This is a genomic window from Gammaproteobacteria bacterium (assembly GCA_029884425.1).
In the GTDB taxonomy this organism is placed as follows: domain Bacteria; phylum Pseudomonadota; class Gammaproteobacteria; order S012-40; family S012-40; genus JAOUHV01.
This window is the reverse complement of sequence record JAOUHV010000035.1, coordinates 1-21,735: the sequence shown is the minus strand read 5'-3', so window position 1 is coordinate 21,735 and position 21,735 is coordinate 1. Positions and strand designations below refer to the sequence as shown.

20 protein-coding genes are annotated in these 21,735 nt (G+C 54.3%); 17 read left to right on the top strand and 3 right to left on the bottom strand.

Annotated elements, in window-relative coordinates; genetic code table 11:
• Positions 1–121: 121 nt before the first annotated feature.
• From def to OEW58_09860, 16 genes are all read left to right on the top strand, one after another.
• Positions 122–625, top strand: coding sequence for a peptide deformylase (gene def, locus OEW58_09935; protein MDH5301670.1), 504 nt, complete (start codon positions 122–124; stop codon positions 623–625).
• 6 nt (positions 626–631) lie between these two features.
• Positions 632–1,579, top strand: coding sequence for a methionyl-tRNA formyltransferase (fmt, locus tag OEW58_09930; protein MDH5301669.1), 948 nt, complete (start codon positions 632–634; stop codon positions 1,577–1,579).
• Complete coding sequence (gene rsmB / locus OEW58_09925) at positions 1,576–2,883, top strand: 16S rRNA (cytosine(967)-C(5))-methyltransferase RsmB (protein MDH5301668.1); 1,308 nt, start codon at positions 1,576–1,578, stop codon at positions 2,881–2,883. Before fmt ends, rsmB begins: the two co-directional genes overlap by 4 nt.
• Positions 2,861–3,442 carry a DUF4390 domain-containing protein gene (locus OEW58_09920; GenBank protein ID MDH5301667.1) on the top strand — a complete coding sequence of 194 codons (582 nt, stop codon included), beginning with the start codon at positions 2,861–2,863 and terminating at the stop codon, positions 3,440–3,442. The genes rsmB and OEW58_09920 overlap by 23 nt, the downstream gene beginning before the upstream one ends.
• Entirely contained in the window at positions 3,424–5,604 is a 2,181-nt protein-coding gene (locus OEW58_09915; protein MDH5301666.1) for an ATP-binding protein, read from the top strand. The genes OEW58_09920 and OEW58_09915 overlap by 19 nt, the downstream gene beginning before the upstream one ends.
• Positions 5,601–6,944 (top strand): sigma-54 dependent transcriptional regulator, encoded by a 1,344-nt coding sequence (locus tag OEW58_09910; protein ID MDH5301665.1) that lies wholly within the window; start codon positions 5,601–5,603, stop codon positions 6,942–6,944. Before OEW58_09915 ends, OEW58_09910 begins: the two co-directional genes overlap by 4 nt.
• A gap of 18 nt (positions 6,945–6,962) precedes the next feature.
• A complete protein-coding gene (gene trkA, locus OEW58_09905) occupies positions 6,963–8,336 on the top strand; it encodes a Trk system potassium transporter TrkA (GenBank protein ID MDH5301664.1) in 1,374 nt (457 codons plus the stop codon).
• Positions 8,336–9,787: a TrkH family potassium uptake protein gene (locus tag OEW58_09900; GenBank protein ID MDH5301663.1), complete on the top strand. Its 1,452-nt coding sequence runs from the start codon at positions 8,336–8,338 to the stop codon at positions 9,785–9,787. Before trkA ends, OEW58_09900 begins: the two co-directional genes overlap by 1 nt.
• Positions 9,787–10,371: a class I SAM-dependent methyltransferase gene (locus OEW58_09895; protein ID MDH5301662.1), complete on the top strand. Its 585-nt coding sequence runs from the start codon at positions 9,787–9,789 to the stop codon at positions 10,369–10,371. The genes OEW58_09900 and OEW58_09895 overlap by 1 nt, the downstream gene beginning before the upstream one ends.
• Before the next feature lie 67 nt (positions 10,372–10,438).
• Positions 10,439–13,330: a bifunctional [glutamate--ammonia ligase]-adenylyl-L-tyrosine phosphorylase/[glutamate--ammonia-ligase] adenylyltransferase gene (gene glnE, locus OEW58_09890; GenBank protein MDH5301661.1), complete on the top strand. Its 2,892-nt coding sequence runs from the start codon at positions 10,439–10,441 to the stop codon at positions 13,328–13,330.
• A gap of 39 nt (positions 13,331–13,369) precedes the next feature.
• A complete protein-coding gene (locus OEW58_09885) occupies positions 13,370–14,290 on the top strand; it encodes a branched-chain amino acid transaminase (GenBank protein MDH5301660.1) in 921 nt (306 codons plus the stop codon).
• A 20-nt stretch (positions 14,291–14,310) separates the two neighbouring features.
• Complete coding sequence (locus OEW58_09880; GenBank protein ID MDH5301659.1) at positions 14,311–14,496, top strand: zinc-finger domain-containing protein; 186 nt, start codon at positions 14,311–14,313, stop codon at positions 14,494–14,496.
• A gap of 14 nt (positions 14,497–14,510) precedes the next feature.
• Complete coding sequence (waaF, locus tag OEW58_09875; GenBank protein MDH5301658.1) at positions 14,511–15,545, top strand: lipopolysaccharide heptosyltransferase II; 1,035 nt, start codon at positions 14,511–14,513, stop codon at positions 15,543–15,545.
• Positions 15,546–15,684: 139 nt separating this feature from the next.
• Positions 15,685–16,107: a MarR family transcriptional regulator gene (locus OEW58_09870; GenBank protein ID MDH5301657.1), complete on the top strand. Its 423-nt coding sequence runs from the start codon at positions 15,685–15,687 to the stop codon at positions 16,105–16,107.
• 11 nt (positions 16,108–16,118) lie between these two features.
• The gene (locus OEW58_09865) at positions 16,119–16,412 is read left to right on the top strand and encodes a rhodanese-like domain-containing protein (GenBank protein MDH5301656.1); all 294 of its coding nucleotides are present in this window, start codon (positions 16,119–16,121) and stop codon (positions 16,410–16,412) included.
• 18 nt (positions 16,413–16,430) lie between these two features.
• On the top strand, positions 16,431–17,126 hold the full coding sequence (locus OEW58_09860; protein ID MDH5301655.1) for an MBL fold metallo-hydrolase: 696 nt from the start codon (positions 16,431–16,433) through the stop codon (positions 17,124–17,126).
• 28 nt (positions 17,127–17,154) lie between these two features.
• On the opposite strand, the gene OEW58_09855 is transcribed toward OEW58_09860, so the two are convergent.
• Genes OEW58_09855 through OEW58_09845 form a run of 3 tightly spaced genes read right to left on the bottom strand, consistent with a single transcriptional unit; the run spans position 17,155 to position 19,774 of the window.
• Positions 17,155–18,192: a glycosyltransferase gene (locus OEW58_09855; protein MDH5301654.1), complete on the bottom strand. Its 1,038-nt coding sequence runs from the start codon at positions 18,190–18,192 to the stop codon at positions 17,155–17,157.
• Positions 18,189–18,953, bottom strand: coding sequence for a glycosyltransferase family 2 protein (locus tag OEW58_09850; protein MDH5301653.1), 765 nt, complete (start codon positions 18,951–18,953; stop codon positions 18,189–18,191). Before OEW58_09850 ends, OEW58_09855 begins: the two co-directional genes overlap by 4 nt.
• Complete coding sequence (locus OEW58_09845) at positions 18,950–19,774, bottom strand: glycosyltransferase (GenBank protein MDH5301652.1); 825 nt, start codon at positions 19,772–19,774, stop codon at positions 18,950–18,952. Before OEW58_09845 ends, OEW58_09850 begins: the two co-directional genes overlap by 4 nt.
• A gap of 102 nt (positions 19,775–19,876) precedes the next feature.
• Here OEW58_09845 and hldE point away from each other — a divergent pair, with 102 nt between their 5' ends.
• Positions 19,877–21,301, top strand: coding sequence for a bifunctional D-glycero-beta-D-manno-heptose-7-phosphate kinase/D-glycero-beta-D-manno-heptose 1-phosphate adenylyltransferase HldE (gene hldE, locus OEW58_09840; GenBank protein ID MDH5301651.1), 1,425 nt, complete (start codon positions 19,877–19,879; stop codon positions 21,299–21,301).
• Positions 21,302–21,735: the final 434 nt, after the last annotated feature.

The window sequence follows — 21,735 nt, the reverse complement described above, 5'->3', positions numbered from 1 at the left end:
TCATCCATTGATCTGCGTCCTTGAAGTACCACATTCCATCCTGGCGGGCAATCCAACTACTCACAGGCGGTCTTGCCCGATATAATAGACGGCATCCTCTCCATAGATTTAGTTGTTGAACATGGCCCTGTTACCCATACTGCATTACCCGGATGAGCGCTTACGCCTCAAAGCCAAACCCATTGCCACGGTTGACGAGCCATTGCGCGCGTTGATTGATGACATGTTTGAAACCATGTACGCCGCTCCCGGCATTGGCCTGGCGGCACCTCAGGTCGACCGCAGTGTCCGCCTGATGGTGATTGACGTGTCTGACGAAAAAAACCAGCCGCTGGTCTTCATTAATCCAGAAATTCTGCGCACCGAAGGTCGCGCCAAGGGTGAGGAAGGCTGCCTGTCCGTGCCCTCCACCTACGAAAAGGTCGAGCGCGCCGAGCGTGTGGTCGTCCGCGCCCTGGATCGTGACGGCAAGGCATTTGAGCTGGACGCCGATGGCCTGCTGGCCGTGTGCATCCAGCACGAAATAGATCACCTGGACGGCAAACTGTTTGTCGATTATCTCTCCAGCCTAAAGCGCATTCGCATCCAGAAAAAAATGGAAAAAGCGATTCGCCACAACATGTAGGCCCCCATGACCCAAGCACTGAAAATCATTTATGCCGGCACGCCGGAATTTGCCGCCGAGGCACTGCAGGCACTGATTGCCGCCGGCCACCAAATCATCTGCGTCTACACCCAGCCTGACCGCCCCGCCGGTCGCGGTCGCAAGCTCACCCCCAGCGCCGTCAAACAGGCAGCGCTGAATGCCGGCATCGAAGTCCGCCAGCCACTGAGCCTGAAGAAAAAAGAAGACATCGACGCCCTGGCAGCGCTGAATGCCGACCTGATGATCGTCGCCGCCTATGGCCTGATTCTGCCCAAGGCCGTGCTCGATGCGCCGCGCCTGGGCTGCATCAACATTCACGCCTCGCTGCTGCCTGCCTGGCGTGGTGCGGCACCGATTCAGCGCGCCATCATCAACGGCGATGCGCAAACCGGCATCACTATTATGCAAATGGATGTGGGCCTGGATACCGGTGACATGCTGCTGATCAAACCCTGCGACATCACGGCCAGCGACACCGCCAGCACCCTGCACGACAAACTCGCCCAGCTTGGTGCCCAAGCCGTTTGCGAAGCCGTGCCGCTGATTGCCCAGGGCAAGCTGACGGCGGAAAAACAAGACAACAGCTTGGCCACTTACGCCCACAAGCTGCAAAAAGAAGAAGCCAACATCGACTGGAACAAGTCCGCCGTACAGCTTGATCGCGAAATTCGCGCTTTCAATCCCTGGCCGATTTCACAAACCACGCTGGACGGTGAAGTGTTGCGCATCTGGCAGGCCCAAACCATCAACGAAACCAGCAAAGCCAGCCCCGGCAGTGTCATTCGCAGCGACAAAAAAGGCATTGACGTTGCCACTGGCGACGGCGTATTGCGCCTGCTGCAAGTTCAACTTCCCGGCGGCAAACCACAACCCATTCATGCCTTCGTTAACGCCCACAACGTCAGCGGTAAACAATTCGGACTGCCCGCATGAGCGGCCCCACCGATGCTCGTCATCAGGCGGTACTGACGCTGGTTGAAATTCTTGGCGACAAAAAATCCCTCAACTACGCCCTGCCACGCCACTTGAATAAATTGCCAGCGCAACAACGGGCGCTGGGCAAGGAAATTGTGTTCGGCGTATTGCGTTGGCTGCCCAAACTGCAATTCCAATTAACAAAACTGCTGCAAAAACCACTCAAGCCCAAAGACACCGACATCCACTGCATTCTGCTGAGCGGCATTTACCAGTTGGGCTACATGAGCGTTGGCGATCACGCCGCCGTTAACGAAAGCGTAGAACTGACGCGCAAGCTCGACAAAGTCTGGGCCAGCAAACTGGTCAACGGCGTGTTGCGAAATTTTCAACGTCAACGCGAACAACTGGAACAACAGGCACAGCAACAACCCAGCGCACATTGGGCACATCCGGCGTGGTTTATCGAGCAGATCAAAGCCGCCTGGCCCGAGCACTGGCAAGCCATTCTTGACGCCAACAATCAGCACGCGCCCTTGTGGCTACGCGTCAATCAGCAACACCAAAGCCGCGAACAGTACCTGCAGCAATTGCAACAACAGGGACACGTTGCGCACGTCGCGCCCTTCAACCAGGTAGGCTTGCGACTAGAACACGCGGTAGATGTCTCGCAACTGCCCGGCTTTGAAAATGGCGACGTATCGGTGCAAGATGCCGCTGCACAATTGGCTGCTGACCTGCTGCAAGCACAGGCCGGCGATCGCGTGCTGGACGCCTGCGCCGCCCCCGGTGGCAAGACCGCGCACATTGTCGAAACCCAGCCGCAGCTGGCCGAACTGGTTGCCATCGACAACAAACCAAACCGCGTTGCACTGGTCGCCGACACACTCAAACGCCTGAACGCCAGCGCAACACTCATCACCGCTGACGCCAGCCAGCCGGATCAATGGTGGAACAAGCAACCGTTCCAGCGCATTTTGCTCGACGTGCCGTGTTCTGCCACCGGAGTGATTCGCCGTAACCCGGACATTAAATTTTTCCGCCAAGCCGCAGACATTGACTCCGTCGTTCAGGAACAGCAGCGTATCCTGAACAACATCTGGCCACTACTGGCACAAGGCGGCCAACTTGTTTATGCTACCTGTTCTATTTTGCCGCGCGAAAATTCGCAGCAAATTGCCCAATTTCTTCAGCAACACCCCGATGCGCGTGAAATCGAAATCGACGCCGCCTGGGGCCAGCGCTGTGAACATGGGCGCCAAATCCTGCCTGGCATGAACGAGATGGATGGTTTCTACTATGCGGTATTGCGCAAACAGTAATCACAAGCCCACCACGGTGCGGCAGTGGTATTTGTTTTTTTGTTTGCTGCTGTTTATACCCTCGGTCTTTGCCGATGGCATTTTCATTCGCAAAGCCGACAGCACCCTGGTTGCCGGCATATATCGCCTGGACGCCCAGATCGATTATCGTCTGCCCAGTGAACTGCAAGAAGCATTGCGCAACGGCGTGACTTTGACATTAATGGTCGAAGTGGAAGTGCTTAGTCCACGAAACTACTGGTTCGACGAATCAGTAACATCACTGACACAGCACTATCAGCTCAGTTTCCACGCGCTTTCGCAAAAATATCAGCTAATCAAATCTAGCGGTCAGCCCAGCATTCATGACAACCTGCAAAGCGCCCTGCAAGCACTTGGAAAGCTCAACGACATACCGATGTTCGAAAGTGATTTATTACAGGCGCATGAGAATTATTTCGGTCGCATCCAGGCCAAACTAGACGTTGCAAAATTACCCATGCCGCTGCTGTTGCTTAGCTACGTTGTGCCCGCCTGGCAACTTCACAGTGAATGGTATACATGGCCGATTCAAGATTAATTCGCCACCGGATTACGCTTTTTTTTCTTACGCTGTTCGTCAGCGCATTGCTGCTTTCCATTTTCCTGCTGCATCGCGCTGCGGAAGATGCTGAATTCTTTGCCAACTGGTATTCATGGCTGTTTACCTTCAACGGCATCTGCCTTGTCGCCCTGATTGGCCTGATCGGCAACAGTTTCTTCCAGCTTTTACGCCAAATACGCAATCAGGAAGTCGGTGCCAGACTAACCACCAAACTGGCCGCCACACTTATTGTGCTCGCCGTTTTGCCTGCCGGCTTCATGTATGTTTTTTCGCTGAGCTTTTTGCAAAAAGGTGTAGATTCCTGGTTCGACAACAAAGTTGAAACCACCTTAAATGAGGCCATGAGCCTCAGTCGCAACGCCCTGGATGAACGCGTTAACCATGTACGCTCCCGCATCAGCGACCTGTCAACATCCATGCAGCGCAACACTCAAAGCAGCATTCGCGATAACTTTCTGCAGCACTTGGATCAAACCAATCACGGCTTTGAGCAACTACAATTGTTCACTCACGATGGCAATGCGGTTTTCTTCAGCGACAAAGATCAGCCCAGCAATCTGGACCAAGCCATTCGCGATTCCATTTCTGCGAAAAAACCTTTCATCGTGCTTGAACCCGGCGAAAACAATCGCATCATCATTCGCGCCGCCAGCCAGCTGATTGATCGCAACAGTGGCGCGACTTTTTACATCTACGGCATATATCCGATCACCGACGACATGGGCGTATTGGCGCAACGGGTCTACGATGCATTCAGCCACTACCGCGGCCTGATCTATATTCGTGAACCGTTAAAAAACAGTTTTGTTCTGACCTTATCGCTGGCGTTGCTGCAAGCCCTGCTCACGGCCATTTGGGCCGCTTTTTACTTCGCGCAAAAGCTGGTAGAGCCGATTCGCATTCTCGCCCAAGGGACGCGCGCCGTTGCAGTGGGAAATTATCAACAGCAACTGCCGGAAATCAGCCATGACGAACTGGGGCTGCTGGTAAAGTCGTTTAACGACATGACCCGTCGCATTGATCTGTCGCAACGCGAGGCACTTACCAGCCAGATTCGCGCTGAAACCCAGCGACTGTATCTTGAAACCGTGCTGCAAAATCTTTCCTCCGGCGTTATCACCCTGGATGCACAAGGAAATTTGCACACATGCAACACCGCTGCGAGCCAAATTCTCAAGTGTGACCTGGAATCACAACTCGGCCAACCTGCCAGCAACATTGCCCGACAAAATACGCCGTTAGCACAACTGCTACAGCGACTAGGCCATTATCTCAATCAACAGGAAATAACCTGGTCAGAAGAAATCAATCTTATCCTTGATGAACAAATGCACAACCTGATTTGCCGTGGCACGCGCCTGCCCAGCAACGAACAATTGCCCGGCGGTTACGTACTGGTATTTGATGACGTCACCCAACTGATCAAAGCCCAAAAAGAAAGCGCCTGGAGTGATGTTGCCAGACGCCTGGCGCATGAAATAAAAAATCCGCTAACCCCCATTCAGCTATCCGCAGAACGTTTGCTGCATAAATACCAGAACAAACTGGAAGGTGAGGATGCGGATGTGCTGCAAAAAGCCACCAGCACCATCATCAACCAGGTGGAATCGATGAAAAACATGGTGCGGGCTTTTTCGGATTATGCCAAACCACCCAAAGCCGAAATGCAAAAGCTGAGTTTAAATCAGCTTATTCTCGACATTGCCGAACTGTATCAAAACCATGACAATTCAACCCTGCGTTTATCGCTAGGCAAACAACCTATGTGGATGCTGGGCGATGCCGATCGCCTGCGTCAGTTACTACACAATCTGATTAAAAATGCGATTGAGGCCAACGGCAAAAGTGGCGGGGAACTGGTTTATATCAGTACCCGACTGGACACCGATGAAGCACCCCACATTGAACTCGCCATCGAAGATCAAGGCCCAGGTATTGATGTCGATATGCTCAATATCATGTTCGAGCCCTATGTCACCAGCAAAACCAAAGGCACGGGCTTGGGTTTGGCCGTTGCCCAAAAAATAGTCGAAGAACACTCAGGCACTATCAGCGCCAAAAATCTACGCAAGCAGGGCGCTGCTTTTGTTATACACTTTCCAATATCACCGACCATAGAGACGGGCACCACGACGTGATTAACCACACCACCATTCTTGTCGTCGATGATGAACCTGACATCCGCGAATCGGTCAGCGATATCCTGCAAGACGAAGGTTACCGCGTGCTGTTGGCTGAAAACGGCAACCAGGCACGACAGATTTTTGAGCAGCAACACCCCGACCTCCTGTTACTGGACATTTGGATGCCCGGCATGGACGGCATCTCACTGCTCAAAGAGTGCATGCAGAAAAAACCGGATACGCGCATCATCATGATGTCGGGTCATGGCACAGTGGAAACCGCCATCGAAGCCACTCGTCACGGCGCGGTCAATTACATCGAAAAACCGCTGTCCATGAGCAAGCTGATCCTCTCAGTCAAAACTGCGCTGGGCCATGATGAGCAAGATTCAAAGGTTCTGCTCAATCTCCCCGAACGCATCGGCAGCGTCGGCCACAGCCAGACCATTCAAAATTTGCAGCAGAATATTCGCCAATCGGCGCAACACAGCAAACACATTCTGGTCCGTGGTGAAAACGGCAGCGGTCGCTCCATGTGGTCACAAATCCTTCACGCTTCCAGTCCCCGCGGCAATCGCCCATTGATCGAAGTTGACGCTCATTGGCTACAACAACAAGGCTGGCACGAACAACTGTACGGCATCGAACAAAACGGCAAATTCATCCCTGGCTTGCTGGAGAAAAGCGCCGGCGGCACGCTGTTGCTGTGCGATCTGGAAAATCTGCAACAGGAAGGTCGCGCAGCGCTGCTGGAATTGATGGAAACAGGCACCTATCGTCGCGTTCACGGCCAACAAAATATTCCGCTGAACAGCCGCCTGATTCTGACTGAAAACATTCACGCCATCAGCCTGACCGAAATCGACCCAAATAACTGGCTACAAGTCATCAACATTCCACCGCTGCGCAATCACAACGCCGACATTCCTGAACTCATTACCTTGTTTGTCGAGCAAATCGTCAGCCATGAACAATTGCCATTCCGTCGCTTTGCGGTCAGCGCACAGAATCACATGCGCTATTACGCCTGGCCCGGCAATGTCAGCCAGCTCAAGCGCGTCGTTCGCCAACTGCTGGCCACCGTCGACGAGGACGTTATCGAAGAACACCACGTTGCCAAGCTGCTGGCCATTAATCCCTCAACCCAGGACCGAGCATCACTCACTGCCTATTTTGACCAGCCACTGCGCGAAGCCCGTGAACAATTTGAGCGCGACTATTTTTTGCACCAGCTACAAATCAATGGCGGCAACATCAGCAAGCTCGCTCAAGTCGCTGGCATGGAGCGCACCCATTTGTATCGAAAATTACGTAGTCTTGGGGTCAATATTAAACATGAAAAGAACAGCAAATAACTATACAATCCCGAGTCTATGAAAATCATCATTCTCGGTGCAGGTCAGGTCGGTTCGTCCGTTGCAGCAACGCTTGCCAGCGAGGCTAACGACATCACCATCGTTGACAAAGAAGGTCAGCGTGTCCGCGAGCTCCAGGACAAACTGGATGTTCGGGTCGTAGTTGGCCACGCCTCACACCCCGATGTCCTGATGCGCGCTGGCGCTGAAGACGCCGACATGATTCTGGCAGTAACCAACAGCGACGAAACCAACATGGTCGCCTGCCAAATCGCCTACACTCTGTTTCACACCCCGACCAAAATTGCCCGCGTTCGCGCCCGCGCCTATCTCAACCAGCCAACCCTGTTTGCCCAGGAAGCACTGCCCATTGACGTGCTGATCAGTCCCGAACAAGTCGTAACCGATTACATCACTCGCATTATTGAATTGCCGGGTGCACTGCAGGTTTTGGACTTCGCCAATGGCCGGGTTCGTCTGGTGGCAGTACGCGCACTGCACGGCGGTCCGCTGGTGGGCAATCAGCTTAAGGCACTCAAGGAACACATGCCGGGCATACAAACTCGGGTTGCCGCCATTTATCGTCGCGGCAAGGCCATCATGCCCACTGGCGATACCGTTATCGAAGTAGATGACGAAGTGTTTTTCATCGCTGCCCGCAAAAATATCCGCGCGGTGATCGCCGAAATGCGCCGCATCGACCGCCCGGTCAAACGCATTATCATTGCCGGTGGTGGCAATATCGGTCGACGCCTGGCGCGCTCGCTGGAAGACTCGCATCAAGTCAAAATCATTGATCACAACCTGAGTCACGCCAAAGAAATTTCCGCCGATCTGAAGCGCACCATCGTGCTGCACGGCGACGCCGCCGATGCCAATTTGCTGCTGGAAGAAAACATCGAAAACACCGATGTGTTCTGTGCCATGACCAACGATGACGAAGCCAATATTCTTTCCGCCATGCTGGCCAAACGGCTGGGGGCGAAAAAAGTCATGGCCATCATCAACCGTGGCGAATATGTTGATCTGGTGCAAAGCGACCTGATCGACATCGCCATTTCGCCGCAACAGGTCACCATCGGCAGTCTGCTGGCGCATGTACGCCGTGGCGACGTAGCCATGGTTCATTCCCTGCGTCGTGGTGCTGCCGAAGCCATCGAAGCGGTCGCCCACGGTGATCAGAGCTCATCCAAAGTCGTGGGCCGTGCCATTGATCAAATTAAATTGCCCGACGGCACCACCATCGGCGCTGTGGTTCGTGGTGATGATGTGTTAATCGCCCACGGTAAACTGGTAATTCAGCCTGAAGATCACGTCATTCTGTTCGTGGTCGACAAAAAACGCATCCGCGAAGTCGAGCAACTGTTCCAAGTCGGACTGGGATTCTTCTAGTGCAATTCAAAGCCATCTTGCGAATCATTGGTTTGCTGCTGATGGTGTTTTCCACCACCATGCTGCCACCGATTGCCGTGTCGTTAATTTTCGAAGACGACAATTTCTGGCCCTTCTTTGACGCCTTCATCTTGCTGCTGTTTGCTGGCCTGCTGCTGTGGCTGCCGAATCGCAACTCACGCAAGGAAATGCGTTTGCGCGATGGTTTCATCGTGGTTGCGATGTTCTGGCTGGTATTGGGTCTGGCCGGGGCCACGCCGCTGTTTCTGTCCAACCAGCACGAAATGTCTCTCACCGACGCGGTCTTTGAGTCCATGTCCGGACTGACCACCACCGGTGCTACGGTCATCATTGGCCTGGATTCACTGCCGCAATCCATTCTCTACTATCGCCAACAAATGCAGTGGCTGGGCGGCATGGGTATCATCGTATTGGCGGTGGCCATCATGCCCATGCTGGGCATCGGTGGCATGCAGTTGTACAAGGCAGAAACGCCCGGCCCAATGAAAGACAACAAACTCACCCCGCGCATCACCGAAACCGCCAAGGCGCTTTGGTACATTTATCTGGGTCTCACCATCGCCTGCGCCGTCGCCTACTGGGCCGCCGGCATGAGCTGGTTTGATGCCATTGGCCATTCGTTCGCAACCGTCGCCATCGGTGGATTTTCCACCCACGATGCCAGCATGGGCTTTTTTAACAGCACCACCATCGAGGCCGTTGCCATGGTGTTCATGCTGCTGGCCGGCGTGAATTTTTCGTTGCACTTTCTCGCCTGGCGCAGTTTTTCTCTTAGACCCTATCAGCAGGACGAAGAATTTCGCACCTACCTCAAAATTTTGTTTTTGGTCGCCGTCACCACCTGCACCTATCTGTACGTCACCCACACGTTCGCCACCGCACCGGAAGCCATACAGCGCGGCTTGTTTCAGGTGATTTCCATGGGCACCACCACCGGATTTACCACCGCACAGTACGACACCTGGCCGGGATTTTTACCCGTTCTGCTGCTGATGCTCAGCTTCGTCGGCGGCTGTGCTGGTTCCACCGGCGGCGGCATGAAAGTCATCCGCGTACTGCTGCTGTTCAAGCAAGGCATGCGTGAAGTCATTCGCATCATTCACCCCAATGCCCAAGTACCAGTCCGCATCGGCGACAAACCGCTCAATGAGCGTGTCATGGAATCGATATGGGGATTTTTCTCGCTGTACATCGCCAGCTTCAGCGTCATGGCCTTGTTGCTCGCCGCCTCTGGCCTGGATCTGGTCACCGCCTTTTCCGCCGTCGCCGCCTGCATGAACAACCTTGGCCCCGGTCTAGGTGACGTGGCCGCCAATTACGCTGGCATTAACGATCTGGCCAAGTGGGTTCTGTGCTTTGCCATGCTGCTGGGCCGTTTGGAAATCTTCACCATTCTGGTATTGCTGACCCCGGCCTTCTGGAGAAATTAATGGAAGACAAACAAGTCCAGGAAAAATGGGACCGCATCTACACGGTGGAAGACATCAGCAAAGCCAAGCCTTGTGCACTGCTGGCTGAAAACATTCATCTACTGCCCCACCAGGGAACGGCGCTGGATCTGGCCTGCGGATTGGCCGGCAATGCGCTGGCGTTGATCAAGCACGGTCTGAGCGCGCAAGCGTGGGACATTTCACCGGTAGTCGTTGCCAAATTGAATCACTATGCCAGTGAACACCAGTTGCCGTTAACAGCCCACAGCTGCGATTTGACCGATGCACAACTTCCCGAAAGCACGTTTGATGTCATCGTCATCAGTCATTATCTGCAACGACCACTGGCACCGGCGATCGTCAACGCGCTCAAACCCAATGGCTTGCTGTTCTACCAAACCTTCGTACGCGACACCACGCCAGGATACAGCGGCCCCAGCAATCCGGATTTTCTGCTGGAACAAGGCGAACTGCTGCGGTTGTTTGCCGCGCTGCGCCCGGTGTTCTATCGCGAAGAAGGCACGCTGGGCAATCATCAATTGGGGCAGCGCAACATCGCCCAATTGGTCGCGCAAAAAAACTAATCCTCTCCAGACTTGCATAATTGGTTTTCCCGGGGCAATGTAACATCATCCCCTGCGAGGCATTGATGTGAATACGCTAGACTTTTCTGCGCTCCCTTCTCCACTGCAATCACCGATCAGCAATCACTGGCAAGATTTTTTGCAGCGACTGCAAGATCAGCAACTGTCCCTGGACAACACCTTACCGCCATTAACCCAGCTTCCCAAAGTATGGGCCGCCAGTGATTTTGTAGTGCAATACTGCCTGCGCCAGCCGCAAGCCTTTTTAGAACTGCTCGCATCCGGTGATCTACAGCGCGATTACGCCGATGACGAATACCTGCAGCGCTTGCGCAAACTGAGCGACTCCTGTGCATCCAGCCAACAACTGGGAACGGTAGTGCGCCAGTTCCGCAATCGCGAAATGGTGCGCATTGCCTGGCGTGACATCAGCGATCTCAGCTCACTTTTACAGATTTTGCGCGAGCTCAGTCTGCTGGCCGATGCCTGCGTGCAGATCGGCTGCGAAAAACTGTACTCGTGGTTAACAGCGGATTTTGGCACGCCATTGCGCGACGATGGCCAGCCCATGCAACTGGTGATTTTGGGCATGGGCAAGCTGGGCGCGTATGAACTGAATTATTCATCGGACATTGATCTGATTTTTTGTTTTGCCCACGAAGGCCAAACCCAGGGCGGACGCCGCAGCCAGACGCACGCAGAATTTTTTGTCCGGTTGTGTCGCCAACTCATGGTCTTGCTCGACGAAAACACCGCCGATGGTTTTGTGTTCCGCACCGATGCACGCCTGCGCCCCTTTGGTGAAGTCAGTCAACTGGCGCTCAGTTTTGACGCCATGGAAAATTATTACGAAACCCATGGCCGCGATTGGGAACGCTACGCCATGGTCAAGGCCCGGGTTATTTTTGGCGCTGCCGACGATGCGGCGGATTTAATGGCCAGACTCAAACCGTTTGTGTATCGCCGCTATCTTGATTACAGCAGTTTTGAATCGCTGCGCGAAATGAAAGAAATGATCAACGCCGAAACACGACGTAAAGGACTGGAGCAAAACGTCAAAACCGGCGCGGGCGGCATTCGCGAAGTGGAATTTATCACCCAGGCATTTCAGCTGATTCGCGGCGGTCGCGAACCGCGCCTGCAAAAACGTGAACTGATGCAGGTATTGCCCATCATCGCCCAGATGCAATTGCTGCCCGAGTTTGTCGTCCAGCGCCTGCTGTCCGCCTATGAATTTTTGCGCCGTTGTGAAAATCGCATTCAGGCCTTTCAGGATAAACAAACCCACAGTCTGCCCAGCGATCCACTCGTCCAGCTGCGACTGGCGGTAGCGATGAATTTCGCTGACTGGCCAACCTTCATGCGCAAGCTCGATGAACACCGCGCCCTGGTGCACGAACATTTTCAGCAGGTGTTTGCCTCGCCACAAACCCAAACGACTGCACAGCCCGATGCCCGCCGGCAAAAATTACAGAACTTGTGGTCAGGCCAACATGATCGCGAGCAGGAGCACGCCATTCTCACCGACATCGGTTTTGCCGATGCCGCGCAGGCGTGGCAAATCCTCGAGGACACCCGCAACAGTTCAGCCTGTCGCAACATGGGTCCGCGCGGCCAAAAACGCATGGAAGCATTAATGCCCATGCTGCTACCTGCCATTGGCCGCACCGCCGCACCACTGGACTGTTTGCGCCGCATCGCCGAATTGATCATCGCCATTGCCCGCCGCACCGCATATCTGGATTTGTTGGTCGAACATCCGCTGGCACTGTCGCAACTGGTGCGCCTGTGCGCCATCAGCCCGTGGATCGCCGAACAACTGAGTCGCTTCCCCATTCTGCTTGATGAATTGCTCGACCCCAGACGCTTGTACGAAGCCATGCCCAAGCCGGTGCTGGTCGAGGAACTCAACACCCGCCTGGCGCACATCGCCCACGATGATGTTGAGCTGCGCATGGACATTCTGCGCCAGTTCAAACTGGCCAATGTGCTGCGTGTAGCGGCGGCAGAGCTAACCGACGCACTACCTGTAGAAAAAGTAAGTGACCACCTCACTTTTATTGCCGAAGCCTGCCTGGAACAAACCCTGGCCAGCGCCGAAGAGCAACTGCAACAAAAACACGGCCGGCCACGCTACCGCTGGCAAGACCGGCAACACAGCGCCGGCTTCGGCATCATCGCCTACGGCAAACTGGGCGGACTGGAACTGGGCTTTGGCTCCGACCTAGACGTGGTGTTTTTGCATGACAGTCGCGGCGAAGAACAAGCCACCGACGGCGCCAAGTCGCTGGACAATGCCGTCTACTTTGCCCGCCTGGGACAACGCATCACCAGTCTGCTGTCCACCCACACCGCCACCGGAATACTGTACGACGTGGACACCCGCCTGCGTCCCAGCGGCGGTGCCGGCCTGCTGGTCAGCAGCATCGATGCCTACTACCAATACCAGCAAAAGGAAGCCTGGGTGTGGGAACACCAGGCGCTGGTGCGCGCCCGACCCATCGTCGGCAGCCCAGCCATCCTGCAGCGATTCAAGAAAATACGCCACGAAACCCTGTGCCTGGAACGCGACCCGACCAAACTGCGCGACGAAGTGGTCAACATGCGGCAGCGCATGCGCCAGGAACTGGACAAATCCAGCGCCGACAGCTTTGAACTCAAACAGGGCCTGGGCGGCATCGTCGACATCGAATTCATTATCCAGTTTATGGTGCTGCGCTTTGCCCACCAGCATCCGCAGCTCACCGACTGGCCGGACAATCTGCGTATCATAGAAACCGCCTGCCAGACTAAACTTCTGCCCGCAGATGATGCTAAAATGCTGCAGTCTGCCTACCTGGCGTTTCGCCACCGGGCACACCAGCTGGCGCTGCAGCGCGAACGAGGTTTTGTTCCGAACGACCAATTTCAGGACTACCGCGAGGGCGTATGCCGAATTTGGCAACGCCTGCTGAGCTAATTTCGTATCGAATTTCCGAGTTGTTGAGGAGTTAAAGCTATGTCGATGGACGACCGCGATGGCGTCATCTGGTTGGACGGTCAATTCGTGCCTTGGCGCGAAGCCAAAACCCATGTCCTGACTCACACCCTGCATTACGGCATGGGGGTTTTTGAAGGTCTGCGCGCCTATAAAACCAGCAAAGGTCCGGCGATTTTCCGCCTGAAGGAACACACCGACCGTCTGTTCCGTTCCGCCCACATCATGGGCATGAAAATGCCGTACGACAAAGAGACCCTCAACCAGGCTCACCTGGCCGTACTGCGTGAAAACAAGCTGGAAAGCGCCTACATCCGCCCCATGTGTTTTTACGGTTCCGAAGGCATGGGTCTGCGTGCCGACAACCTGAAAACCCACGTGATGATTGCCGCCTGGCCATGGGGTGCCTACCTGGGTGCCGAAGCGCTGGAAAAAGGCATTCGCATTCGCACTTCGTCGTACACCCGCCACCATGTCAACATTGCCATGTGTAAGGCGAAAGCCAACGGCAACTACATAAATTCCATGCTGGCGCTGCAGGAAGCCCTGCGCGACGGCTATGACGAAGCCCTGATGCTGGACGTCGACGGTTTTGTCGCCGAAGGCAGCGCAGAAAACTTCTTCATGATTCGCGATGGCGTGATCTACACCCCCGAGCTGACTTCCGCGCTGGACGGCATTACCCGCGCCACGGTCATTCAGTTGGCCCGCGAAGAAGGCTACGAAGTGCGTGAAAAACGCATTACCCGCGATGAAGTCTACGTGGCTGACGAAGCGTTCTTCACCGGTTCTGCCGCCGAAGTGACGCCCATCCGTGAGTACGACAATCGCGTCATTGGCTCCGGCTCACGCGGCCCAATCACCGAAAAACTGCAAACCCTGTATTTCGACCTGATTCATGGCCGCCTGGATCGCCACCCCGAGTGGCTGGCGCACGCCTAAAAAAGTAAGGGACAAAAACGATGAGCAACGCCACACCCAATGCAAAACGCAAGTACGAGATCAGCAAAAAAGACCTGCCGCTGCATTGCCCAACGCCGGACATGAGCACCTGGAATTCTCATCCCAAGGTGTTCCTGCCCATCGAAAAAACCGGTTCGGCGACCTGCCCCTACTGCGGCGCAGTCTATCAGCTGAAAAACAACTGATTCGCACCGGTCTGATGTCCGACAAAATCAACGCCATCCTGGTCATCGGCCCTGCCTGGGTCGGTGACATGGTGATGGCGCAATCGCTGTTACGCCAGCTGCGCGCCGACCATCCCGATGCCGCCATTGACGTGGTCGCGCCGGGCTGGACCAAACCCATCCTGGAACGCATGCCCGAAGTCCGCCAGGGACTGGAAATGCCGTTTGGTCATGGTCAGTTCAAACCACTGGCGCGGATCAAACTGGGCCGGCAGATGCAGGGCCAATACGACTGGGCGATCGTCATGCCCTACACCTGGAAGGCGGCGTTGCTGCCCTGGGGTGCCAAGATCAAAAAGCGCACCGGCTTTGTCGGCGAACAGCGTTGGGGGCTGCTCAACGACATCCGTAAACTCGACAAAACCGCCATGCCGATGATGGCGCAACGCTACGTGGCGCTGGGCTATCCCAAGGACGTTTTCCCCACTCGCGAACAACTGCCTCCCCCCAAATTGCACACCAGCGCACAAACCCAGGCCGATGCGCTGCAACATGCCGGCATCCGCAAAACCGAACGCCCGGTCATGGCCTTCTGCCCCGGTGCCGAGTACGGCCCGGCCAAGCGCTGGCCGACCAAGTATTTCGCCGAAGTCGGCAAACATTTCGTGGCCAAAGGCTGGGACATCTGGATTCTCGGCGGCCCCAAAGACGCACCACTGGGTGATGAAATTGTTCAAGGCATTGGCAACGAACATTGTCGCAACCTGTGCGGCAAAACCCGCCTGGCCGACGCCATCGACCTGCTGGCCGTGGCCGACATCGCCGTCTGCAACGACTCCGGCCTGATGCACATCGCTGCGGCCGTCGAAACCCCCATCGTCGCCGTGTTCGGTTCCTCCACCCCCAACTACACCCCGCCCCTCAGCCACAACGCCGAAATAGTGTCCCTCAACCTGAATTGCAGCCCCTGCTTCAAAAAACAATGCCCGTTTGGTCATTACGATTGCCTGATGAAGCTGGATAGCCAGCGCGTCATCACCCGCATCCAACAGCGGATTTCATCACAATAACAATCTAACTCTTTGATTTTTCTGGCGCCGACAAGAACCCTGGCTCTAATAATCAGTTATTGCTAAAGTTTTAATATAAGTGTACGCTAATATACATGAGCACAGTTGTATATGCACGCCAGCCAAAACGGGTGACCTTATGACCAATCAAACCACCAGCTGCCTGAACATCCAGATGTTGCGCGCCAGCCACTGGGTACTAAAAACCTACGAAGACGCCTATCGCCCCCACGGCATACGCGCCACGCAGGTGCCGGTACTACAGCTGATCGCCAAACATGGCCCAGTCAGCGTCAAGCAAATTGCCGAGCAAAGCATCACCGAACGCAGCGTACTGTCGCGCAAGCTGTCGGTCATGGAAAGCAATGGCTGGGTGGCCAAGATCAACGTCAAGGGAACCCAGGAGCGCCTGTACCAGGTCACTGACCTTGGCCAACAGAAGCTGGCTGCGATTGAGCATGTACGCTGTCAAACGCAACAGCGATTACTCGACACCCTGACAGCGCAAGAACAAACCTTGCTGCTGGGGTTATGCGAAAAACTTACTCTTGCCAATTCCTAAGGAGGCATCCCATGAGTCACATTATCTCCGCACAACAAGCCATGAAACTGGTTAACGAAGCCGGCGCGCAATTGGTGGATGTCCGCAATCCTGCCGAATACGCCAGCGGCGCGGCACCCGGCGCGATCAACATTCCGGTCAGCCATATTCCGCATCTGGCCACCACCCACCTGGACGAGAGCAAGCCAGTGGTGGTCTACTGTCTGAGCGGTGGTCGCAGCGAACAGGCGCGCATGATTCTGCAAGCCATGGGTTTTCGCGATGTTTACAATGCCGGCGGCGTGAAAAATTTCATGTCAGCCTAACAGCGAGGAGAATTCGTCATGCAAGTTCGTCAACTGTTTGATCACGATACCTGGACCTACACCTATCTGTTGTGGGACGAAACCACCAAAGAGGCGGCCATCATCGACTCGGTGAAAGAAAAATTCGCACGTGACAGCAAATACATTCGCGAACTGGGACTGACGCTGAAATACGCGCTGGAAACCCACGTGCATGCCGATCACGTCACCGCTACCGGCCTGCTGCGCAATGAGTTTGGTTGCCAAACTGCGGTGCACGCCGATGGCGGTGCTAAATGCGCAGACATTCAAATTGAAGAAGGCATGGTGTTTTCATTGGGCGGGCAGCAAATCCACACGCTGCACACTCCCGGCCACACCAGCGGCGATGTCAGCTATGTGATTCCCGGCGCAGTGTTTACTGGCGATGCGTTGCTGATCAAAGCCTGTGGTCGAACCGACTTCCAGCAGGGCAATTCCTCTGCGTTGTACGACTCCATCGCTTATAAATTGTTTACGCTGCCAGACGAGACCATCGTCTATCCAGGTCACGATTACGAAGGCTTCACTTCTAGCACCATAGGCGAAGAAAAAGCCTCCAATCCACGCCTGGCCGGCAAAACCAAACAGGAATTCATGCACATCATGGATACCATGAACTTGCCCAAACCCAAACGCATCGACATTGCCGTGCCCGGCAATTTGCAATGCGGTTTGGACAATAATGCCGCCTAATAAAAATGCCCTCAATCGAGGGCGTTTTTTATTTTAACAACTCGCGATACAGATTCAGGTAATCACCACTAAGTGGATCAGGTCGGTACGATTGCACCAAGGCATTACCTGCCTTCGCCAATCGTTGCCGCAACGAGTGATCATCGTGCAGTTGCACAATCCGCTGATACAACGCGTCGCTGTCCTGCGGCGGCACCAACAAACCGGTTTTGTTGTCATGCACAATATCGGGAATACCGTCGACGTTACTGGCTATTATCGGCCTTGAAAAGCTCATCACATCCAGCAATGTTGACCCCAGCCCTTCCTCCAGCGAGGGAAACACAAACAGATCAAACAGCGAGATATAATCACCCACATTGTCGACAAAACCCACAAAGGTGATATTACCTACATCCTTGGCCATTGACCGCAAGGCTTCGCCATCCCTGCCTTCACCGAGCAACACAAAATGAATTTGTGGGTGCGTCTTTTCCAAACGCCTTGCTGCTTCAATCAAATATTCCTGACCTTTATGCTGCAGAACCAACGCGCCAATATGACCAACAACAAACTTGTCTCGATATTGCGCACGCAGTTTTTCCACTTCCAGTGAATTCACCGGCAGCTCTGCCTGCATGGAAGGAATCACCTCCATGGGCAGTGTCGCATCATAGTCCAGCATGTAATCACGAATCGCCGTAGAAATCGCCACAACCCGTGCTGCTCGACGATACACCTGGCGGGTAAAATAATTGTCTTTGGGGCGATTCGACACGCGCCGGGTAATGATGTACGGAATGCCGTACCGCAGGTTCGCCATTAACGCAAAATGCGCCGCCTTGCCTTCATGCGCATGCAGCAACTGACAATCACGCGCTGCACTGGCACTGAACATAAATGGTCGACCCACTCGGGTTATTTGCAGACTTTTGGTAGATGCCAAACGCGTCGCCAAGGTCGATTCTTTGCGGATAAACAGCGATTGCTGCAATTCGTTGCGCCTGTCCAGCGCCTCAATCAGCAACTGGGTCTGCCGCTCGCCACCACGAAAACCGCGCGCCAGATTTATATGACCTATTCTCATTGTTTTTTCGCCGCGTAGATTTTGATGTTCTTATAAAAAACGCCGTTGGCGTTGGATACCGCAATCACCAATCCGCGCCAGCCATCCATAAACCCGCGCCGTAACACATAGGTGCGAAAAAACGCCCACTTGGCTTTAAGCAAAATCACCGGCAGTGGATAGGATTTTTTTGCGTTCTCTTTACGAATTTCAGAATAGCGGTTGATCTTGTTGAGAAACTGCGCCACATCCGTCACTGCATAATGCAGCATTGCGTTTTTCAATTTGATTTGTCGCGTTTCCGCGTGCGTAGCCACGTGCTCATGCACCATCGCATCCGTGAATCGATGCACCTGCCGATGAAACAAGCGCAGCAACCAATCGCCACCCCAACCGCTGTGATGCACGGGTTTGTCCATAAACAGATTGGTACGATTCACAAAAAAAGCCTGACGGGCTTCATCCAGCGCCAAGCCAGCCAGTTCCTCCAGCAACGCCGCCGGCAACACCTCATCGGCATCAATGGAAAACACCCAGTCATGCCGCGCCAGTGAAACCGCGTGGTTTTTGCTCGGCCCAAACCCCAAAAACTCGCCCTGATGCAGACTGACATTGGGATAGCCCCGCACAATCTCCAGGGTACCATCACTGGAACCATTGTCGTAAATCACCACCTCGTCAAAACGCTCCAAACTGTTAAGCGTGCGTGCGATGGTATCCGCCGCGTTTTTGGTGATAATCACTGCGGAGAGCTGGGACAGAGCATTGTCTACCGTACTCATACTGACTGACTCTCTGCAGAGAGATCCAACAGGCCATGCTGGCAGCGCACGCATCCTTCCTGTTGCTTACGCTGCATCAATGGATAGTTGGCATCCGATGTCTTAGTTTTTCGATGCTCAAGATGATAAAGAATGGCCATGTTCCGCGAAGAAACCAGCTTCACGCCGTTTTTCACCAACCGCCACCGAATATCGTTGTCCTCACCGGCACCAGGCCCAACATAATCTTCATCAAAACCATTGATCGCCTCAAGCGCCGTGCGATGCACGCCAAAATTGCAACCGAGAACATCTCGCATTGGCCGACGTGACAGTGCCGAAAAAATCCCTCGCTCAGAAAAATAGAGTCCTTCCTCCAATGCCTTCGCCTTGTCCCATAGCAATGGGAAAACACGCACAAGATAAGAAGATGAAATCACCTTCGTCGTAATTTTTTCCTGACGCAAACACTGGCTGTAACCTGCGCCCAACATCACCCTGCGCCCAGAAGCAATTTCACCGACACGGGCAATTTTTCGGTAAGACTCAACAAAACGGGGATGCGGCACACAATCGCCATCGATAAAAATCAGATAATCCCCGCTCGCTTTCCTAATGGCGTTGTTTAGTGCCTTGTTCTTGCGCCAACCAATATCCGGCTGAAAGGAATGAATCAATCGAGCACGACTCAAGGTAGCCACAAATTGCGCCATCTCCACTGATTCGCCGTCTTCACTGATGATCAGTTCAAAATCGGTATCAGTTTGCGCCTCCAGCGCTCTTACAATCGCCGCTAATCCCTCAACATCCCGATAAACCGATACTATCACTGATATCTGCATGCCCACGCTGCCCCATTCCCCTATACTGCGTTATTCGCCAAATGAACGTATAATTCTACCCCAACGCGGTAACTCACAACACACCAACGCCCTATGAATAAGATGATGCTCTCCCTGCCCGACTACAGCCAGGCCCATGTATTGGTGGTCGGCGATCTGATGCTTGACCGTTACTGGCATGGCTCCACCTCGCGGATTTCGCCGGAAGCCCCGGTGCCGGTGGTCCATGTGGGCAACAACGAAGAACGTCCCGGCGGTGCTGCCAACGTGGCGCTCAACATTGCTACCCTGGGTGCCAGGGTTACTCTGCTGGGCGTGGTCGGTGAAGACGAAGCGGGCCGCGCCCTGCAAGCCAAGCTGGAACAAGCCAAGGTCCGCTGCGTGTTTGTCCGTTTCCCCGGCATCGACACCATCACCAAGCTACGCATCATCAGCCGTCATCAACAGCTGATCCGCCTCGACTTTGAACAGTCACTGGGCCAATTTGACCAAAGCCCACTGCTGGACACCTACCGCCGCCAACTGGCCAATGTCTCTGCGGTGATTTTGTCCGACTACGGCAAGGGCACACTCAAAGAGGTTGCCACCCTGATCCGTTTGGCGCGCGAGCAGCACATCCCGGTACTGGTCGACCCCAAGGGCACCGATTTTTCCAAGTACGCCGGTGCCAGCGTCATTACGCCGAATTTTGGCGAGTTCACCACCGTGGTGGGCGACTGTGCCGATGAAGACCAGATTGTAGCCAAGGGCAAAAAACTGCTGGCAGAATTGAAACTGGAAAAACTGCTGGTCACCCGTGGCGAGCACGGCATGTCGCTGCTTGATGCCGAACTGCCCGCCCTGCACCTGCCCACCCAAGCGCGCGAAGTATTTGACGTCACCGGTGCCGGCGACACGGTCATTTCCGTGCTCGGCGCCTCACTGGCCTGCGACACCCCGTGGGACGAGTCAACCGCCCTGGCCAATCTGGCCGCCGGCATCGTAGTCGGCAAGCTGGGTACCGCCGCCATCACCGAATCTGAACTGCGTCTGGCACTGAAAAGTGAGCAGGAACACGACATGGGCGTAGTCAGCGAAAATGACGTCATCGCCGCCGTGGCCGATGCCCGCGCCCGTGGCGAACGCATCGTCATGACCAACGGCTGTTTTGACATTTTGCACGCCGGTCACGTCAGCTATCTGGAAGCCGCACGCCGCCTGGGCGATCGCCTGATCGTTGCGGTAAACGACGATGATTCCGTACGCCGCCTCAAAGGTGCCGAGCGACCAATCAATCAAGTCGAAGATCGCATGGCGGTCCTCGCCGGTCTGGCCAGCGTCGACTGGGTGGTGCCATTCGGTGAAGACACGCCAGAGCGTTTAATCTGCAGCATTTTGCCGGACATTCTGGTGAAAGGCGGCGACTACAAAGCCGAAGACGTCGCCGGTTACGATTGCGTCACTGCCAATGGCGGTGAAGTAAAAATTCTGCACTTCGTCGATGGCCGATCTACCAGTGGCATCATCAAAAAAATAAAAAGCCTGTAACGCTACAGGCTTTAGTTTTCTTTGTGAGCGCATTGCGCTAAGTCAATCATCGCATCTGGCACATAGCACGCAATTATTTCAACCAGTCTTACTGGAAGAGAATAAACCGTAGGGTGGGTGCACACCAGCGCGAAAAATATTTTCATGACACAAATCGAATTTATCACACCAAATCAAAGTTTCACATTCCATTAAATGTTCGTTTTTGTTGCGATTAACCTTGACTGCGCAACATAAAGACTAGATTTCGTATGATTCTTGGAAATTTTTCGGATTCACGACAATAACTTTATCCCAACCCTGCCCAGACAATATGGGTACTGTTCATAATTCTGTGTCATTTCTTTAAACTACACCAAAAAGAGATGAAACATGACCCACAAAATTCAATTCGACATGGACGCAGCCATCCAGGCCTTGCGTGAAGGAAAAGA

Coding starts and splice junctions, on each gene's coding strand:
- def (MDH5301670.1), top strand. CDS start 122: ATGGCCCTGTTACCCATACTGCATTACCCGGATGAGCGCTTACGCCTC.
- fmt (MDH5301669.1), top strand. CDS start 632: ATGACCCAAGCACTGAAAATCATTTATGCCGGCACGCCGGAATTTGCC.
- rsmB (MDH5301668.1), top strand. CDS start 1,576: ATGAGCGGCCCCACCGATGCTCGTCATCAGGCGGTACTGACGCTGGTT.
- OEW58_09920 (MDH5301667.1), top strand. CDS start 2,861: ATGCGGTATTGCGCAAACAGTAATCACAAGCCCACCACGGTGCGGCAG.
- OEW58_09915 (MDH5301666.1), top strand. CDS start 3,424: ATGGCCGATTCAAGATTAATTCGCCACCGGATTACGCTTTTTTTTCTT.
- trkA (MDH5301664.1), top strand. CDS start 6,963: ATGAAAATCATCATTCTCGGTGCAGGTCAGGTCGGTTCGTCCGTTGCA.
- OEW58_09895 (MDH5301662.1), top strand. CDS start 9,787: ATGGAAGACAAACAAGTCCAGGAAAAATGGGACCGCATCTACACGGTG.
- OEW58_09885 (MDH5301660.1), top strand. CDS start 13,370: ATGTCGATGGACGACCGCGATGGCGTCATCTGGTTGGACGGTCAATTC.
- OEW58_09880 (MDH5301659.1), top strand. CDS start 14,311: ATGAGCAACGCCACACCCAATGCAAAACGCAAGTACGAGATCAGCAAA.
- waaF (MDH5301658.1), top strand. CDS start 14,511: ATGTCCGACAAAATCAACGCCATCCTGGTCATCGGCCCTGCCTGGGTC.
- OEW58_09870 (MDH5301657.1), top strand. CDS start 15,685: ATGACCAATCAAACCACCAGCTGCCTGAACATCCAGATGTTGCGCGCC.
- OEW58_09865 (MDH5301656.1), top strand. CDS start 16,119: ATGAGTCACATTATCTCCGCACAACAAGCCATGAAACTGGTTAACGAA.
- OEW58_09860 (MDH5301655.1), top strand. CDS start 16,431: ATGCAAGTTCGTCAACTGTTTGATCACGATACCTGGACCTACACCTAT.
- OEW58_09855 (MDH5301654.1), bottom strand. CDS start 18,192: ATGAGAATAGGTCATATAAATCTGGCGCGCGGTTTTCGTGGTGGCGAG.
- OEW58_09850 (MDH5301653.1), bottom strand. CDS start 18,953: ATGAGTACGGTAGACAATGCTCTGTCCCAGCTCTCCGCAGTGATTATC.
- OEW58_09845 (MDH5301652.1), bottom strand. CDS start 19,774: ATGCAGATATCAGTGATAGTATCGGTTTATCGGGATGTTGAGGGATTA.
- hldE (MDH5301651.1), top strand. CDS start 19,877: ATGATGCTCTCCCTGCCCGACTACAGCCAGGCCCATGTATTGGTGGTC.